This window comes from Rhodospirillaceae bacterium, from assembly GCA_018662005.1.
Taxonomy (GTDB): domain Bacteria; phylum Pseudomonadota; class Alphaproteobacteria; order Rhodospirillales; family JABHCV01; genus JACNJU01.
In genome coordinates this window covers 58,743-75,319 of record JABJHA010000027.1, presented here as the reverse complement: position 1 = coordinate 75,319, position 16,577 = coordinate 58,743, and the positions used below count along the sequence as shown (strand labels likewise).

General features: G+C 55.1%; 13 protein-coding genes. 4 read left to right on the top strand and 9 right to left on the bottom strand.

Features of this window, described 5'->3' with window-relative positions; translation table 11 throughout:
- The 3 genes from HOL66_11940 to gltB are packed head-to-tail and all read right to left on the bottom strand — an operon-like array spanning window position 1 to window position 6,286.
- Complete coding sequence (locus HOL66_11940; protein ID MBT5244942.1) at window positions 1–240, bottom strand: DUF1178 family protein; 240 nt, start codon at window positions 238–240, stop codon at window positions 1–3.
- On the bottom strand, window positions 237–1,676 hold the full coding sequence (locus HOL66_11935; protein MBT5244941.1) for a glutamate synthase subunit beta: 1,440 nt from the start codon (window positions 1,674–1,676) through the stop codon (window positions 237–239). Before HOL66_11935 ends, HOL66_11940 begins: the two co-directional genes overlap by 4 nt.
- The gene (gltB, locus tag HOL66_11930; GenBank protein MBT5244940.1) at window positions 1,676–6,286 is read right to left on the bottom strand and encodes a glutamate synthase large subunit; all 4,611 of its coding nucleotides are present in this window, start codon (window positions 6,284–6,286) and stop codon (window positions 1,676–1,678) included. The genes HOL66_11935 and gltB overlap by 1 nt, the downstream gene beginning before the upstream one ends.
- A 198-nt stretch (window positions 6,287–6,484) precedes the next feature.
- Here gltB and HOL66_11925 point away from each other — a divergent pair, with 198 nt between their 5' ends.
- The 3 genes from HOL66_11925 (at window position 6,485) to HOL66_11915 (ending at window position 8,321) form a co-directional block, all read left to right on the top strand.
- Window positions 6,485–7,291: an undecaprenyl-diphosphate phosphatase gene (locus tag HOL66_11925; protein MBT5244939.1), complete on the top strand. Its 807-nt coding sequence runs from the start codon at window positions 6,485–6,487 to the stop codon at window positions 7,289–7,291.
- A gap of 164 nt (window positions 7,292–7,455) precedes the next feature.
- The gene (locus HOL66_11920) at window positions 7,456–7,818 is read left to right on the top strand and encodes a hypothetical protein (GenBank protein MBT5244938.1); all 363 of its coding nucleotides are present in this window, start codon (window positions 7,456–7,458) and stop codon (window positions 7,816–7,818) included.
- Window positions 7,819–7,934: 116 nt separating this feature from the next.
- Complete coding sequence (locus HOL66_11915; protein ID MBT5244937.1) at window positions 7,935–8,321, top strand: hypothetical protein; 387 nt, start codon at window positions 7,935–7,937, stop codon at window positions 8,319–8,321.
- A gap of 13 nt (window positions 8,322–8,334) precedes the next feature.
- Here HOL66_11915 and HOL66_11910 read toward each other — a convergent pair whose 3' ends face one another.
- From HOL66_11910 to HOL66_11890, 5 genes are read right to left on the bottom strand one after another with little or no spacing between them, the layout of a single operon-like run.
- The gene (locus tag HOL66_11910; protein ID MBT5244936.1) at window positions 8,335–9,285 is read right to left on the bottom strand and encodes a glyoxylate/hydroxypyruvate reductase A; all 951 of its coding nucleotides are present in this window, start codon (window positions 9,283–9,285) and stop codon (window positions 8,335–8,337) included.
- A gap of 15 nt (window positions 9,286–9,300) precedes the next feature.
- Window positions 9,301–10,923 carry an ABC transporter ATP-binding protein gene (locus tag HOL66_11905; GenBank protein MBT5244935.1) on the bottom strand — a complete coding sequence of 541 codons (1,623 nt, stop codon included), beginning with the start codon at window positions 10,921–10,923 and terminating at the stop codon, window positions 9,301–9,303.
- On the bottom strand, window positions 10,920–11,945 hold the full coding sequence (locus tag HOL66_11900) for an ABC transporter permease (GenBank protein ID MBT5244934.1): 1,026 nt from the start codon (window positions 11,943–11,945) through the stop codon (window positions 10,920–10,922). Before HOL66_11900 ends, HOL66_11905 begins: the two co-directional genes overlap by 4 nt.
- Window positions 11,945–13,057, bottom strand: a complete 1,113-nt coding sequence (locus HOL66_11895) for a microcin C ABC transporter permease YejB (GenBank protein MBT5244933.1) — start codon at window positions 13,055–13,057, stop codon at window positions 11,945–11,947. The genes HOL66_11900 and HOL66_11895 overlap by 1 nt, the downstream gene beginning before the upstream one ends.
- A 9-nt stretch (window positions 13,058–13,066) precedes the next feature.
- Window positions 13,067–14,932: an ABC transporter substrate-binding protein gene (locus HOL66_11890; protein MBT5244932.1), complete on the bottom strand. Its 1,866-nt coding sequence runs from the start codon at window positions 14,930–14,932 to the stop codon at window positions 13,067–13,069.
- A gap of 170 nt (window positions 14,933–15,102) precedes the next feature.
- On the opposite strand from HOL66_11890, the gene HOL66_11885 reads away from it, so the two are divergent.
- Window positions 15,103–15,675, top strand: a complete 573-nt coding sequence (locus HOL66_11885) for a response regulator (protein ID MBT5244931.1) — start codon at window positions 15,103–15,105, stop codon at window positions 15,673–15,675.
- A 126-nt stretch (window positions 15,676–15,801) separates the two neighbouring features.
- Here the strand turns inward: HOL66_11885 and hisN are convergent, their stop codons facing one another.
- Entirely contained in the window at window positions 15,802–16,575 is a 774-nt protein-coding gene (gene hisN, locus HOL66_11880; protein MBT5244930.1) for a histidinol-phosphatase, read from the bottom strand.
- Window positions 16,576–16,577: the final 2 nt, after the last annotated feature.

The window sequence follows — 16,577 nt, the reverse complement described above, 5'->3', positions numbered from 1 at the left end:
CTACTTAAGTCCCGACATCGGACAGCCGGTGTTGGCGCAGGCTGGTGCGCCGCACGCCGGGGCCGGTGCGGCGGTGCTTTTGGCAACGCTGGGGGCCATCAGGCCCTTGGCCACTTTTTTGTCGCCGCAGGTCGGGCAGGCCAAAGATTTTGCTTTGATTTGCTCGTCGTAGTCGCCAGACGACGTGAACCACTCATCAAAACTGTGGCCCTTTGAGCAATTGAGGGAATAGACGATCATTTAAGCGGTAGCTCCGAGGAACCCATGAGGAATTCGTCGATCGCCCGGGCGCACTGGCGACCCTCGCGAATGGCCCAGACAACCAGCGACTGGCCGCGACGCATGTCACCGGCGGCGAAAACCTTATCCACGGAAGTTTTATAAGCGCCGTCGCCGTCCGTGGCGGCCTCCACGTTACCGCGCCCGTCATACTGAACACCAAAGTCGTCAAGCATGCTCTCATGAACCGGGTTGAGGAAGCCCATGGCCAGCAGCACCAGATCGGCCTTCAACTCGAACGCGCTACCCTCTACAGGTTCGGGTTTGCCGTTCGACCAGTCCATGGCGACACCTTTCAGCGTCGTCACCTTGCCGTCCTTGCCTTCAAGGGCTGTCGTACCGACGGCCCATTTACGCTCGCATCCTTCTTCATGCGAGGTCGAAGAGCGCTGCTTGATCGGCCAGTTTGGCCAGGTCGTGCCTTTGTCTTCTTTTTCAGGCGGCAGCGGCATGATTTCCATTTGCATAATCGACGCCGCCCCCTGGCGCGCCGATGTGCCAACACAGTCGGCCCCGGTGTCGCCGCCACCCAGGACAACAACATGTTTGCCGGTGGCCAGTATTTCTTCTTCCGCCCCCAACGGTTCGCCGGAATTGCGACGGTTTTGCTGGGTCAGGAAATCCATGGCGAAATGGACGCCGTCAAGCTCGCGACCGGGGACCGGTAAATCGCGCGGGTGCTCCGATCCGCCGGTAAGTGCAACGGCGTCGAACTTCAAAAGCAGGCGTTCGGGCAGGACGTTGTATCCAACGTGGGAATTGGGCCGGAATTCGACCCCTTCGGCCTGCATTTGCGACATTCGGCGATTGATCAGGTCCTTGTTTAACTTGAAGTCAGGAATGCCATAGCGCAGCAGGCCGCCCATCTTGGCGTTCTTCTCGAAAACCACGACGGCGTGTCCGGCCCGTGCCAATTGCTGGGCGCACGCCATACCGGCAGGACCGGCACCGACAACGGCGATGCGTTTGCCGGTCAGGCGTTTTGGAACCTGTGGCTCCATCCATCCTTCGGCCCAAGCCCGATCAACAATGGCGCATTCAATGGTTTTGATGGTCACCGGTTCATCGGTCAGGTTCAGGGTGCAGGCGGCTTCGCACGGGGCCGGGCAGATGCGGCCTGTAAATTCCGGAAAGTTGTTAGTGGAATGCAGCACTTGCGACGCCTGCTGCCAGTGCCCGGAATAAACAAGATCATTCCATTCGGGGATGATGTTGTTGACCGGGCAACCATTATGGCAAAAGGGAATACCGCAATCCATGCAGCGCGCACCCTGATCGCGGATTACCTCTTCGGACAGTGGAATCATGAATTCGTCATAACCACTGACCCGTTCGGCGGCTGATTTGCAGGTCCGGTCCTGACGCTGGAATTCCTGGAAACCTGTTGGCTTACCCATTATTCGGCCCCCACGGCAATTGGTTCTTTTTCGGCCTTTTCCCTGATATCTTCAAGCGCCCGGCGGAAGTCGACGGGCATGATCTTGACGAATTTACCAACAGCGTTTTGCCAATCATCAAGTATCTCTTTGGCCCGGCTGCTTGCGGTGTTGTCGAAGTGATCCTGGATCATGGCTTTCAGTCGCTGCGCGTCATGGGCGGTCATGTCGGCAAGGTCCGCCTCGCTGACGATGGCGCCGTCATCAACAACGGGCTCAAGTTCGACCTGGGCCATGTTGCAGCGCTTGTCAAAATCACCGTCTTGATCAAGGACGTAAGCGATGCCGCCTGACATGCCGGCGGCGAAGTTGCGGCCGGTGTCTCCCAAGACGACGACGCAGCCGCCGGTCATGTATTCACAGCCATGATCGCCAACCCCTTCGACGACGACGCTTGCGCCAGAGTTCCTGACCGCGAAACGCTCTCCCGCGATGCCGCGGAAATAGCAGGTGCCGGAAATAGCGCCGTAAAGAACAGTGTTGCCGACAATGATGTTGTCTTCAGGGACAATGGGGCTTTCATCACTTGGGTAAATAATGATCTTGCCGCCGGACAGACCCTTGCCAACGTAATCATTTGAATCACCAGCCAGTTCCAGGGTCACCCCGCGGGCAGCCCACGCGCCAAAGCTCTGACCGGCGGTGCCTTTAAGTTTAATGTGAATGGTGTCGTCTTTTAACCCTGCGTGGCCATGGCGTTCGGCGATACGGCCCGACAGCATGGCGCCAACCGAACGGTTGATGTTCAGGATACCCGACTCGATGACCACCGGGGTGGCGTTTTCAATTGCGTCATGGGCTTTTTCGATCAGCATGTTGTCGAGCGCTTTATCAAGGCCATGGTCCTGGGTTTCGCAGTTGAAGATGGCAACGTCGGGTTCAGCCTCAGGGGTCGCCAAAACGTCCGAGAAATCCAGGCCCTTTGATTTCCAGTGACTGACGGCATCTGATTTTTGCAGACGATCTGAACGGCCGATCATTTCGTTGACTGTTCTAAAACCAAGTTCGGCCATCAGCTCGCGCACTTCTTCGGCGATGTAGGTGAAAAAGTTGACGACGTCTTCGGGCTTGCCGGTGAAGCGCTTGCGCAATTCCGGATCCTGGGTAGCGACCCCGGCCGGGCAGGTGTTCAGGTGGCATTTACGCATCATGATGCAGCCTTCGGCGATCAGCGCACCTGTGGCGAAACCGAATTCATCCGCACCCAGCAGAGCGCCAACAACGACGTCGCGGCCGGTCCGAAGGCCACCATCGACCTGAACAGAAATGCGACCACGTAACTTGTTCATGACCAATGTCTGGTGGGTTTCGGCGAGGCCAATTTCCCATGGGCTGCCAGCGTGCATGATTGAGGTGATCGGGCTCGCCCCGGTGCCACCGTCGGCGCCTGAAATGGTAACGTGATCGGCGTGTGCTTTGGAGACACCGGCGGCGACCGTGCCGACACCAACTTCCGATACCAGTTTGACCGATACGCGGGCCTTGGGGTTGACGTTTTTAAGGTCGTGAATCAACTGTGCCAGATCTTCAATGGAATAGATATCATGGTGAGGCGGCGGCGAAATCAGGCCGACACCGGGCGTTGAATGACGGACCCGTCCGATCCATTCATCGACCTTGTAGCCGGGCAACTGGCCACCTTCGCCGGGTTTTGCGCCTTGCGCCATCTTGATCTGGATGTCGTCGGCATTGACCAGGTATTCGGTGGTCACCCCAAAACGTCCGGAGGCCACCTGCTTGATGGCCGAACGCATGGAGTCGCCGTTTTCCATTGGTTTGAAGCGAATTGCTTCCTCGCCGCCTTCACCGGTGTTGGACTTGCCGCCCAGACGGTTCATGGCAATGGCGATGTTGGTGTGGGCTTCCCACGAAATCGATCCGAAAGACATGGCCCCGGTGGCGAAGCGTTTGACGATCTGGGATACCGGTTCAACTTCATCGATAGAAATCGACTGACCCGGAACAAACGAGAACAGGCCGCGCAGGTTCTTCAGTTTCTGGTCGTGATCGTTGATCAGGGAAGAATAGGTTTTGAAGCCTTCATAATCGCTGCTGCGGACCGAATGTTGCAGGGCGGAAATGGTTTCCGGCGTCCAGATATGCTCCTCGCCGCGGGTCCGGTAGGCAAGCTCGCCGCCAACGTCCAGTGCGTCACGGTAAATCGGCGCGGTGCCATAGGCATCACGATGACGGCGCATGGTTTCCTCGGCAATTTCAGCCAATCCGACGCCTTCAATTGTGGTCGCTGTACCGGTGAAGTATTTGTCGATAAAGGCGCTCGATAGTCCAACGGCGTCAAATATCTGGGCCCCGCAATAGGACTGATAGGTCGAGATGCCCATCTTCGACATGACTTTAAGAATACCTTTGTTAACGGCCTTGATATATCGCTTGTGGGCTTCTTCTTCGCTTAAGACTTCAGGAAAATTGTGGCGCAGGTGGGAAATCGAACCGAATACCAGGTGCGGGTTGATGGCCTCGGCTCCGTATCCGGCAAGCAGGCAGAAGTCATGTACCTGGCGGGCTTCGCCTGTCTCGACAACCAGTCCGACCTCGGTGCGCAGACCTTCACGGATCAAGTGGTGGTGAACGGCGGCAGTGGCCAGCAAGGCAGGCAGGGGGACCCGGTCGGCGTTGACGCCGCGGTCCGATAAAATCAGGATGTTATGGCCTTCAAGAACAACTTGCTGGGCCTTTTGGCACAACAGGTCAAGGGCTTCTTCCATGCCATCGGCGCCTTGACTGGCCAAATAACAGGTATCAAGCGTATAGGTGACGAAGGCGTGATCAACATTGTCTTCAATTCGCCGGACTTTTTCCAGTTCGACATTGGAGAGTATTGGTTGCTGAACTTCCAGACGCATGTGTTTGCCGCCCGTCTTCAGGTCGAGCAGGTTCGGTCTGGGGCCGATGAGCGAGACCAGCGACATCACTGATTCCTCGCGGATCGGATCAATCGGCGGATTGGTGACCTGGGCGAAGTTCTGCTTGAAGTAAGAAGACAACATCTTCGGACGGTCCGACAGAACCGCAGGCGGTATATCGCTACCCATGGAGCCTAAGGGGTCCTGTCCCCCGACGGCCATTGGCTCAATGTAGAATTTGATGTCTTCCTGAGTGTACCCGAAGGCCTGTTGACGGGCGAGAATAGTCTTCTTGTCCGCCGTCATCGGCGAGACTTCATCAGGCAGGTCGTCGAGCAGAATCTGGGTCTTGTCCAGCCATTTTTGATAAGGCTTTGCTTTGGCCAGTGTTTCTTTCAGTTCGGCATCCTGAACGATTCGTCCTTCTTCAAGGTCAATGAGCAACATCTTGCCCGGCTGCAAACGCCATTTTTTGACGATCTTGCTCTCGGGGATGCGCAGCGCGCCGACTTCCGAGCCGACAATAACCTTGTCATCGTCGGTGACGATGAAGCGTGACGGGCGTAAACCGTTTCGGTCAAGGGTCGCGCCGATCTGGCGGCCGTCGGTGAAGGCCATGGCGGCGGGGCCGTCCCAGGGTTCCATCAGGGCTGCGTGATATTCATAGAAGGCGCGGCGTTCTTCGTCCATAAGCGGGTTGCCCGACCAGGCTTCCGGGATCATGATCATCATCGCGTGGGCCAATGAGTAGCCACCGGCAACGAGCAGTTCCAAAGCGTTATCGAAGGTCGCCGAATCAGATGCGCCATCACCGATAAGCGGCCACAGTTTTTCCAGATCCTCGCCCAGAATTTCCGAACTCATGTTATGGCGGCGGGCTTGCATCCAGTTGATATTGCCGCGCACGGTATTGATCTCGCCGTTGTGACACAAAAAGCGGAATGGCTGGGCCAGGGGCCACGACGGGAAGGTGTTGGTTGAAAACCGCTGATGCACCAGGGCCAGGGCCGACTGGCAGCGTTCATCCAGCAAATCAGTGAAATACGTGTCGACGTTGTGGCCCAGCATCATACCCTTGTAGACGATGGTTCGGGATGACAACGAGGGAATGTAGAACTGGTTACGGTCGGCAAGATCGACGTCCCAGACTTTATGGTGTACCCGTTTGCGGATGACAAATAACTTTCGCTCGAAAGCGTCCGTGTCGGCGCAGTCTTTGCCGCGGCCAATGAAAATCTGACGGATCACCGGTTCAATCGGCAGAACGCTTTCACCAAGACAGCTGCTATCGACTGGCAGGTCACGCCAGCCGAGTATGGTCTGGCCTTCTTCGGGTGTGACTTTCTCGAAGGCGGCAATGCTGGCATTTTTTGTGCCTTCATTTTGCGGCAGAAATACCATGCCGACGGCGTAGTCGCCTTCCGGCGGTAGTTCAAAGCCCAGCTTGGCGCATTCTTCGCGGTACAGAAGGTCGGGAACCTGCAAAAGAATACCGGCACCGTCACCGGCCAGATGGTCTGCGCCAACGGCTCCGCGGTGATCCAGATTGATCAGAATCTGAAGGCCCTGGCGGATGATGTCATGTGACTTACGGTTCTTGATATCGGCGATAAAGCCGAGACCGCAGTTATCATGCTCGTTCTTTGGGTCATAAAGCCCCTGTTTTAGGGGCAGCCCGGGCGCTTGGGGCCAAACCGGTTGGCTCATGAGGAGTATCTCTTATTAATATAAAGTCAAATGGGGCGTAGAAGTATCAAATGTAGGTGCCGATTGCCAACCACAAAACGGGGGCTTTTGTCCATAATACGGGAAGGTGTTACCAAATCCAAGTCTTGCGGCTGTTTTCCGGCTTGGGGCTGGACTTGTGCAGTGCTATAAAGTCGGCAATATATTGAAAGGATTGCCGTGCCTGTTCTACATATTGTGGTTTTAGCCCTGATTCAGGGAATCACTGAATTTCTCCCCATCAGTTCTTCAGGGCATTTGGCGCTGGTTCCGATTTTGGCGGATTGGCCGGATCAGGGACTGATTATTGATGTGGCAGTCCATGTTGGCACCCTGGGGGCGGTGATTTTGTACTTTTGGCGTGATGTCTTTGGCATGGTCAAAGGATTACTGATGGCCCTGCGCGGACGACTTGATGCTCACGCCAAAATGGCCGGATTGCTCATTCTGGCGACCATCCCGGTGGTGGTGGCAGGATACGGCCTCAATCAATATGGCATCGACGGCTTGCGTTCCCTGAACGTCATTGCCTGGGCGACGTTGGGTTTTGGACTGGTGTTATGGATCACCGACCAGGCCGGAATGACCCTGCGCCGGGTCGAACATTTAGGCGTTAGTGACGCTGTGATAATCGGCCTGGCACAAGTGCTGGCTCTCATTCCGGGGACCAGTCGTTCCGGCATCACCATGTCGGCGGCGCGAATGTTGGGTATGGAGCGCCGTGATGCGGCCCGCTTTTCCATGCTGCTTTCGATTCCGACGATTATCGGGGCCGGCGCTCTTAAAGGTTTTGAGCTTTATCAGTCAGGTGATACCCGTTTGACGTCCGACGCAATATTTGCCGCAGGGCTCGCCTTCGTCACCGCCCTGATTGCCATTTTTATCCTGATGGCGTGGCTTAAACGTTCCAGCTTCACGCCCTTCGTCATTTACCGGATTATCCTCGGCGTTGGCTTGCTGGGACTGTCCTACGGCTACCTGGGCTAGATCAAGCCCTCTATAACTTTGGTTCCTGTTCTCCACGAGCAATATATCGAGGACCTTTCCCGATAGATCAACGGGTCAGGATATCCCTTGCTATAATCGTAATATACTCGTATAATTATCATTAATTAATCATATATCGATAGCTTGATTGAAAGGATCGTACAATGCGTCTACAAATTGAACTCGCCGATGAAATGGTAGAGCCTCTATACGCACTTAAGGATACTTGTGCCCTGAAAACGAACAAAGACCTCTTCGATAATGCCGTAACGCTGCTTGAGTGGGCCGTTGGCGAAGTGCAAAAGGGGAATATCATTGCATCTGTGAACGAGGCTGAGGATCGCATGGTTGAACTGCAAATGCCCGTCTTGCAGGCCGCTAAGCGAAATGCCACTAATGAGGTAATATTTGAAACGCCAGATATTAGTCATTTTGATAATATGATCGATGATCGTAACGTCGCAACAGACCAGAACGAAGCATTGGCGACTATGACACCCGCTATTCCAGAGGAGATTGAGGGATGAAAAGGACCGGCCGTTAAACAAATCTGTCTATATTGACGATTTCCCTTATATCGGGCATAAAGACATTCATCAAAGCAAACTGTTGCTGGCTGACGGTTTAGGGATAAGCCTTCGGTTTGACGGGTGAAAAAAGCGGGGGTCTTTTGAAAAAAGAAATCAAAGAACTTAAGGCCAAATCGTTTTCAACCGCTGTCGAGACGGAAGAAACTGAAACGGTAGCGGAAAAGCTGGATGTTGAAAGCCGGAAAATTGATGAAAACCTCCGTGAAGTTGAAGGTGTTATTGACAAAGCGTCAGCGTTGTCGAGTGAAAAGAAAACAGAACTAAAGGAAGCGCTAAAATTTCTCAGGCATGAGAACACGACAAAACAGCAACATCGTCAAAGTAGTACGGCAAAGAAATATGTTGGCAAGATCAAAGAATATGCTCAAGACGCTACCTTGACAGCAGGAGCAATCGATCTCGTCGTCAGAATTGCCGAATTTCTCTTATCAGTCTTTTAATTCAAAAACGAAGTTAATACCCGGCGCTCATATCGACCAGGTCCTTTGGCGTCTCACCGCGGCGGATGCGGCGGATATTCTCGCCAATGTCGGCGGCCGCTGACTGGGGTGATGACAGACTGGCGATGTGCGGGGTAACCAGGACTTTCGGGTGATCCCAAAACGGGCTGTTGTCTTCCAGGGGCTCCTGATGAAAAACATCCAGCGCAGCACCTGCGATATGGCCGCTATCCAGGGCGGCCCGTAAATCCGCCTCAACCACATGCCCTCCACGGGCCGCGTTGATGACGTAGGCGCCAGCGGGCAATTGGGCCAGTGTCCCGGCATTGATGATGCCTGTGGTTTCCGCCGTCAGTGGCAGCAAACAGACAAGAATATCGGTTCGGGCCAGAAACGGGCCAAGTCCGTGCTCGCCATAAAACGATTCAACCCCGTCCATTGTCTTTTGTGAGCGACTCCAACCGGCGATCTGAAATTCAAAGGGCAGAAGGTGGGCTGCCGCATCGGTGCCAAGCGCCCCCAGGCCCAGAATACCGACCCGTTTGGTCAAAGTGTGGTCTTGCTCTAACTCCCGCCAGTCATGATCGCGCTGCATTTGGTCGTAGATGTGTAATTTACGATGAAAGTGCAGGACCCTGTGGACGACAAATTCGCTCATATGACGGGTCAGGGCCGGGTCAATCATGCGGGCCAGCGGCACACCTTCTGGATACGTTTTATCGGCCAGAATGGCATCGACGCCGGCACCAAGGTTGATCACCGCCTTAAGGTTTGGGAATACCTTCAAGGCTCCCGGTGGCGGACGCCAGACGATGGCGATATCGACATTTCCGGGATCTGGGGGGAGATCAGGCCAAACATGAAAATCATGGGCGAAATCGACCTCCGTCAAGACCGGGGTCAGGGCGTTGCGCCAGTTTTCAGCGGGTTCAGCAGGGCTGATGTAAATGATCGATGGGGGCATGGTTATTATTATTCCTTAAGTACCGACAACACCGCTGTCGTCGGCTTTCATGTCGAGGGCGGCGGCCATCAGGGCGCGGGTGTAGGCCTGCTGCGGGTTGGCGAAAATGTCGGCGGCCGGGCCTTGTTCGACGATCTTGCCACGGCGCATGACGACAATATCGTGCGAGACGGCGCGGACCACCTTCAGGTCATGGGAAATAAACAGATAGGTCAGGCCATGGCGTTGTTGCAAGTCGCGCAGCAACTCGACGATTTGCGCTTGCACCGACATATCAAGGGCGCTTGTCGGTTCGTCCATGACGATGAAATCAGGCTTCAGGACAAGCACCCGGGCGATGGCGATACGCTGGCGCTGGCCACCGGAAAACTCGTGCGGATAACGATCCATCATCTCCGGTTCCAGGCCGACTTCCTTTAGGGTCTCGGCGATCAGGGTGTGGCGTTCTTCGTCATTGCCGCCCAGATCGTGAATTTTCAATCCTTCACCAACAATCTGGCCAATAGACAATCTGGGGCTTAAGGAACCGTATGGGTCCTGAAAGACGATCTGCATACGCCGCCGAAGCGGCCTGAGTTCCGCCTCGCCACTTGTCTGTAGTGCTTCGCCATCAAAGACAATACCGCCTTCGCTCCCTTCCAGCCTGAGCAGGGCACGGGCCAGGGTGCTTTTGCCGGAGCCGGACTCGCCAACAACGCCCAGGGTGTGGCCGCGTTTGACGCTTAAAGAAACGCCGTCGACGGCTTTGACATGATCAACGGTACGCCTGAGCACCCCCTTTTTGATCGGGAACCAGACCTTGACGTCCTCCCCGCTCATAAGGGAGGGAGCCTCGGGGTCGGCGGCTTCCGGCGCGCCCTTTGGCTCTGCGGCAAGCAGACGTTTGGTGTAGGGGTTTTGCGGGTTGTTCAAGACATCGCTGGCGTCGCCTTGCTCGACAATGCGGCCTTCGTTCATCACCGAGACCCGGTCGGCCATGGCCCGCACAACGCCCAGGTCGTGGGTGATTAACAGCAGCGCCATGCCCAGCTTGTCACGGAGTTCGTTCAGTAGTTTCAATAGCTGGGCCTGGATGGTGACATCGACGGCAGTGGTCGGCTCATCGGCAATCAGCAGGTCCGGCTCGTTAGCCAGCGCCATGGCGATCATCACCCGCTGTTGCTGGCCACCGGAAAACTGGTGGGGCAAATCGTTCAGTCGGTCCATGGCTTCATCCAGGCCGACAAGTTCAAGAAGTTCAAGGACGCGGGCACGGGCCTGTTTTTGATCCATCAGTTTGTGGACAAACAGCACCTCGTTTATTTGTTTCTCAATGGAATGCAGGGGATTCAGGGAGGTTAGCGGTTCCTGAAAAATCATCGCGATGCGGTTACCCCGAAGTTCGCGCATGTGGGCTTCATCAGCCATCATCAGTTCTTCACCGGCAAACTGGATCGAACCTGTTGGATGATGGGCCTGGGGATAGGGAAGAAGTTTCATGACCGAAAGCGCGCTCACCGATTTCCCCGAACCGGACTCGCCAACCAGGGCCACAGTCTCACCCTTATCAAGGTTGAGCGAAATGTTGCGCACGGCCTTGATCTCGCCCGTACCGTGGCCAAAGGAAACACTTAAATCCTTGATTTCCAGAAGGCTCATTTGAATGTCTTCCTGGGATCAAAAGCGTCACGAACCGCCTCGCCGACGAAGATAAGCAAGCTCAACATGATGGCCAGTACAAAGAATGCCGACATCCCAAGCCACGGTGCTTGCAGATTGGATTTTCCCTGATTGAGCAATTCTCCCAGGCTTGCCGAGCCTGCCGGAAGGCCGAAGCCGAGAAAGTCGAGGGCCGTCAAAGTGGTGATCGAACCATTGAGGATGAAGGGCAGGAACGTCACCGTCGCGACCATGGCGTTGGGCAGGATGTGCTTGTACATGATTTCCATATTGCCGACGCCGAGGGCGCGGGCGGCGCGCACATAATCGAAATTTCGGGCCCTGAGAAACTCGGCCCGCACCACACCGACCAGTGACATCCACGAAAACATCAGCATCAAGCCCAGCAGCCACCAGAAATTGGGGGCGACGACACTTGCCAGAATGATCAGCAGGTAGAGCGTCGGCAGTCCCGACCAGATTTCGATAAACCGCTGGAACAGCAAATCCGTCAAGCCGCCGAAGTAACCCTGCACCGCACCCGATGCAATACCGATGATCGAGCTGAACAGGGTCAGGGTCAGGCCGAACAGCACCGATATGCGAAAGCCGTATATCAGCCGGGCGGCGACGTCGCGGCCCTGATCGTCTGTGCCCAGCCAGTTCAGTTCCGATGGCGGGGCCGGGGCCGGAACGGTTAGTTCGTAATTGACAGTGTCATAACTGAAATGGATCAGCGGCCAGATGATCCAGCCTTTTTCCTCGATCATTTCACGGACTTCAGGGTCCGCGTACTCTGCCGTTGTTTCAAGGAAGCCGCCGAAGGTGGTTTCGGGGTAATCGGTCAAAACCGGGACATAAAGATGTCCGTCGTATTTAATCAAAATCGGCTGATCGTTGGCAATCAGTTCGGCGAACAGGCTGGCAACGAATAGTCCTAAAAATATCCACAGTGACCAGTAACCACGTCTGTTGGCGCGAAAGTTGGCAAGCCTGCGCTGTGTTAAAGGGGTCAGGTTCATCAGGCTCCCCGACTCTCAAAATCGATACGCGGATCGATGACGTGATACATCACATCACCAATCAAATTCATCACCAGCCCCAGCAGGGTAAAGAAATAAAGGGACCCGAACATGACCGGGTAATCACGGTTGATGGCGGCCTCAAATCCAAGCAGGCCAAGGCCATCGAGCGAGAAAATAATCTCGGTCAGCAGGGCACCGGTAAAAAGGATGCTGATGAAGGCGCTGGGAAAACCGGCGACGACGATCAACATGGCGTTGCGGAATATGTGGCCGTACAGGACCCGGTGTTCGGTCAACCCCTTGGAACGGGCGGTAATGACGTACTGCTTGTTAATTTCATCGAGAAACGAATTCTTCGTCAGCATGGTAAGACCGGCAAAGCCGCCGATCACCATGGACAGGATCGGCAACGCCATATGCCAGAAGTAATCGGTTACTTTCTGCAAACCCGATAATTCGTCGAAGTTATCTGAAAACAGGCCACGCAGGGGAAACCAGTCCAAATAGCGTCCACCGGCGAAGACGACGATCAGCAGGATAGCGAACAGGAAACCGGGGATCGCGTTTCCGACAATGACAACGCCGCTGGACCACATGTCGAAGCGTGAGCCGTCGCGCACGGCTTTCGTTATGCCAAGCGGGATTGATATCAGATAGATCAACAAGGTCGTCCATAAACCAAGCGATATCGAGACCGGCATTTTATCAACGACAAGATCAAAAACACTGCGGTCGCGAAAAAAACTGTCGCCGAAATCGAAGACCAGATAATTCTTCATCATCAGGAAGAAGCGCTCAGGGGCAGGTTTGTCGAAACCGAACTGGCGCTCGATGTCCTTGATGAATTCCGGATCAAGGCCTTGGGCGCCGCGATACTTGCTGGTCGTCCCGCTACTCGTTTGTTGGCGCGATTTGGTGCCGGCGGCAATTTCACCGCCGGCGCTGCCGCTGACCCGGGCCGTGGCTTCGACCTGCAAGCCCTGTAATTTGGCGATCACCTGCTCGACCGGGCCACCAGGGGCGGCCTGAACGATAATAAAATTGACGACCATGATGCCGAACAGTGTCGGCACGATCAAAGCTAAGCGGCGGAGAATATAGGCGAGCATGATCTTTCGTTATTCGCTTTTCAGAGATTTCAAACCATCGACCGTTGCTTTTTCGGCGTTCGGGTTTATCCACCATGTATTAAACTGGGCGCCGGAGATGGGCGTTACCTTCGGTCTTTCAAATTTATTCCAGAAAATCAGACGATCATAATCCAGATGCCAATGGGGGATCAGGTAATGGCCCCACTGCAGGACCCGGTCCAGGGCGCGGGTGCGGGTGATCAGGCTTTCCCGGTCCGGGGCGGAAATCAGGCCCGCGATCAGGTCATCGACAACCGGATCACTGATGCCGATAAAGTTACGGCTGCCGTTTTGGCTGGCCGCCCCTGAACCCCAATAGCCCAGTTGTTCGTTGCCCGGTGACAGGGATTGGCCCCAGATAAAGGTCAGCATGTCGTAATCGAAGGTTTCAAGACGCCGTAGGTATTGCGCCGAATCGACGGTGCGAACGCTTGTCTTGACGCCCAGGCGTTCGAGATTTTTGGCAAAGGGCAGGACGATGCGCTCGAAGGCGGGGCTGACCAGCAGGATTTCAAATTCAAGAACCCGGCCGGTTTTTTCGTTAACCCGCAGGTTGTCCTTAATGACCCAACCGGCCTCTTTCAGCAACCTGTCCCCGATCCGAAGGTTTGAGCGGATGCGTCCGTCACCTTTGGTTTTGGGTGGCTGGTATTCTGTGGTGAAGACGTCATCGGCTATGCGGCCCCGGTAAGGTTCGAGAATTTCCAGCTCCTCTTTCCCCGGAAGTCCCGTCGCCGCCAATTCGGAATTGTCGAAATAGCTGCGGGTGCGGGTGTACTGGCCATAGAACAGGTTGCGGTTTGACCATGCAAAATCAAAGCCGTAAGCCAGGGCCTGGCGCAATTTCGGATCTTTGAAAATTTCCCTTCTGGTGTTGTAGACGAAGCCCTGAATACCGGCGGTGCGGTTGTGTTTGACCTCAATCTTCTTGATCAGGCCTTTTTTGACAGCCGGGATGTCGTAAGAGGTTGCCCAGACCTTGGAAATATTTTCGGCCCGAAAATCAAAAGCCCCGGCCTTGAAGGCTTCAACCTGAACCGTGGCGTCACGGTAATAGTCGTATGTTATGACGTCGAAGTTGTCGCGCCCGACATTGACGGGTAGGTCGCGACCCCAATAATTTTCGACCCGCCGGTAGCTGATGTCGCGCCCGGCTTCCAGACTTTCGACCCGGTACGGGCCACTGCCAAGGGGCGGTTCCAGGGTGGTTTTGGTGAAGTCCTTATCCTGCCAGTAATGCTTGGGCAGGACCACCAGTTGCCCCATGATCATGGGGAGTTCACGGTTTTCCCCATTTTTAAAATCGAAACGAACAGTACGCTCGTCAATTTTTTTAGCCCCGACAACATCGGCGTAATAATAACGATAACGGGGGGTGCCTTTTTCAAGCAGGGTGTTAAAGGTCCAGATGACATCATCGGCGGTGACCGGCTTGCCATCGTGCCACCGGGCCTCTTTGCGCAAGACAAACTGAACCCAGGTGCGATCTTCAGGGACCTCGATGCTCTCTGCCAGCAGGCCGTATTCGGTGAACGCTTCATCGGCGCTGCCGGTCATCAGGGTGTCGTACATAGCGCCCAGGCCATCGGCGGCCTCGCCTTTGACAATAAAGCCGTTCAGGTTGTCGAAACTTCCCGTCGATCCCAGTTTAACCTTACCCCCCTTGGGGGCGTCCGGATTGACATAATCAAAATGCTTGAAATCAGGGCCGTATTTAGGTTCGCCGTGCATGGCCAGGCCGTGGCGGGGTTCGGCCATGGCGGTAGCGGCCCCTGTCAGCACGAAGGTGGCGGTTAGCAAAACGATGAAGAGACGGTTCACGTTTGGGGCTCCTGATTGTTGGCAAAAAAACATAAGCATGAAATGGGGTCAGATTGTGGCCTCCACCCCGGTTTTGATCAAGGGAGACTTTGCGGCACGGCAAGGGGGACTTTGCGGCACGGCAAGGGGACTTTGCGGCACGGAATGTCAGGTTGTTGTCATTTAACGGGAATATAACAATCTCAACAAAGGATATGAGCCTCGTGAAAAATTACGACCTTAGCCATCTCAATGTCATGCTCGTGGAAAAGCACGGTTATATGCGCCGTTTGCTGCGCGACGTTTTGCGTCAACTTGGTATCCGCGATGTGCGTGATTGCGACAATGTTAAAGAAGCCCTCGAAATGTTCACCGAGCGCCCTGCCGATTTGGTGATGACCGATTGGGCCCCGGGCCTGAACGGTATTGAGTTACTCAAAGAACTGCGTCATCAGGATGGTAGCGCTAATCCTTATGTGCCGGTGATTGTGATTACCGCCAACACTGAATCCCGCCATATCTATACGGCCCGGGATTCCGGAATGACTGAATTTTTGGCGAAGCCGATTTCCGCTTCCCGGGTTTATTCCAGGGTTTGTTCGGTGATCGAGAAGCGCCGTATGTTTATTTCCAATCAGAAATTTTTCGGCCCCGACCGCCGCCGCCTGTACAAGGAATCCTTTAGCGGGGAGAACCGTCGCGAGCGCGGACGCATGAACGGACCCGAACGTCGCGATGATTCAGAAAGCGCCTTTTTCGGGACAGAGCGCCGAATGGAGAATGCCAGCGTTTCTTGAGAATTTTCAAGGAATGCCACGAGGCCCCAAGGGGCTGCAATTTGGCGATAGGGATCCGCTCCCTGCCGCTTATGCGCCCCTATAACCCCGGATCGCTTTGACGATCCGGGGTTTTTCTTTCATCAATCAGTCGTACGGATTTAACAGGGCGCGGACTTTTTCGGCTATTGCCTGGTCGCCTGCGGCGATAACCCGACCGTCTGAATTCAGGTCCAGCGGCTTCCCCTGCCAATCGGTCATTGTTCCGCCGGCCCCGGTGATCACCGGAACCAGGGCGCAATAGTCATGGGTTCCCATGGTCGCTTCGATGATCAGGTCGCAGGAACCGTTGGCGAGCAATCCGTATGAATAGCAATCAATGCCGTAAAGGGCGCACCCGGATAATTTCCGAACTTTTTCAAATGCCTGGAAGTCGTTTTCACCAAACATGTGGGGCGATGTTGCGTACAACCAGGCATCGCCCAGGTCGGCGCACGGGCGCACATGGACGTCTTTGCCGTTGAGGGTGGTTTGCCGGTTTTCGCAACCAATCCATCGTTCGTCCAGGGCCGGCATGTCGATGATACCGATGATAGGGCGGCCATCCTTCAGCAGCGAAATAAGGGTGCCAAACAGGGGGTTCCCGGTTATGAAGGATTTGGTGCCGTCAATGGGGTCAAGGGCCCAGACATAGGGGGCATCTGTATTCTCCGCCCCGAATTCCTCGCCTAGAATACCGTGACCCGGAAAGGTCTCGCCAATCAGTTCGCGCATCAGCCTTTCGGTTTCCCGGTCGGCGATGGTCACGGGGCTTTCATCACCCTTCGTGTCGATGTCCAGGGGTTTTCTAAAGTATGAAAGGACACTGCTGCGGGCGCAATCGGCCAGCTTTTCCGCCAGTTCGCGTTCTTTGGAATACATCA

Bases quoted from the DNA above. Each gene is read 5' to 3' on its own strand.
- gltB (MBT5244940.1), bottom strand. From the start codon at position 6,286: ATGAGCCAACCGGTTTGGCCCCAAGCGCCCGGGCTGCCCCTAAAACAG.
- HOL66_11920 (MBT5244938.1), top strand. From the start codon at position 7,456: ATGCGTCTACAAATTGAACTCGCCGATGAAATGGTAGAGCCTCTATAC.
- HOL66_11900 (MBT5244934.1), bottom strand. From the start codon at position 11,945: ATGAACCTGACCCCTTTAACACAGCGCAGGCTTGCCAACTTTCGCGCC.
- HOL66_11940 (MBT5244942.1), bottom strand. From the start codon at position 240: ATGATCGTCTATTCCCTCAATTGCTCAAAGGGCCACAGTTTTGATGAG.
- HOL66_11895 (MBT5244933.1), bottom strand. From the start codon at position 13,057: ATGCTCGCCTATATTCTCCGCCGCTTAGCTTTGATCGTGCCGACACTG.
- hisN (MBT5244930.1), bottom strand. From the start codon at position 16,575: ATGTATTCCAAAGAACGCGAACTGGCGGAAAAGCTGGCCGATTGCGCC.
- HOL66_11910 (MBT5244936.1), bottom strand. From the start codon at position 9,285: ATGCCCCCATCGATCATTTACATCAGCCCTGCTGAACCCGCTGAAAAC.
- HOL66_11890 (MBT5244932.1), bottom strand. From the start codon at position 14,932: ATGTTTTTTTGCCAACAATCAGGAGCCCCAAACGTGAACCGTCTCTTC.
- HOL66_11905 (MBT5244935.1), bottom strand. From the start codon at position 10,923: ATGAGCCTTCTGGAAATCAAGGATTTAAGTGTTTCCTTTGGCCACGGT.
- HOL66_11935 (MBT5244941.1), bottom strand. From the start codon at position 1,676: ATGGGTAAGCCAACAGGTTTCCAGGAATTCCAGCGTCAGGACCGGACC.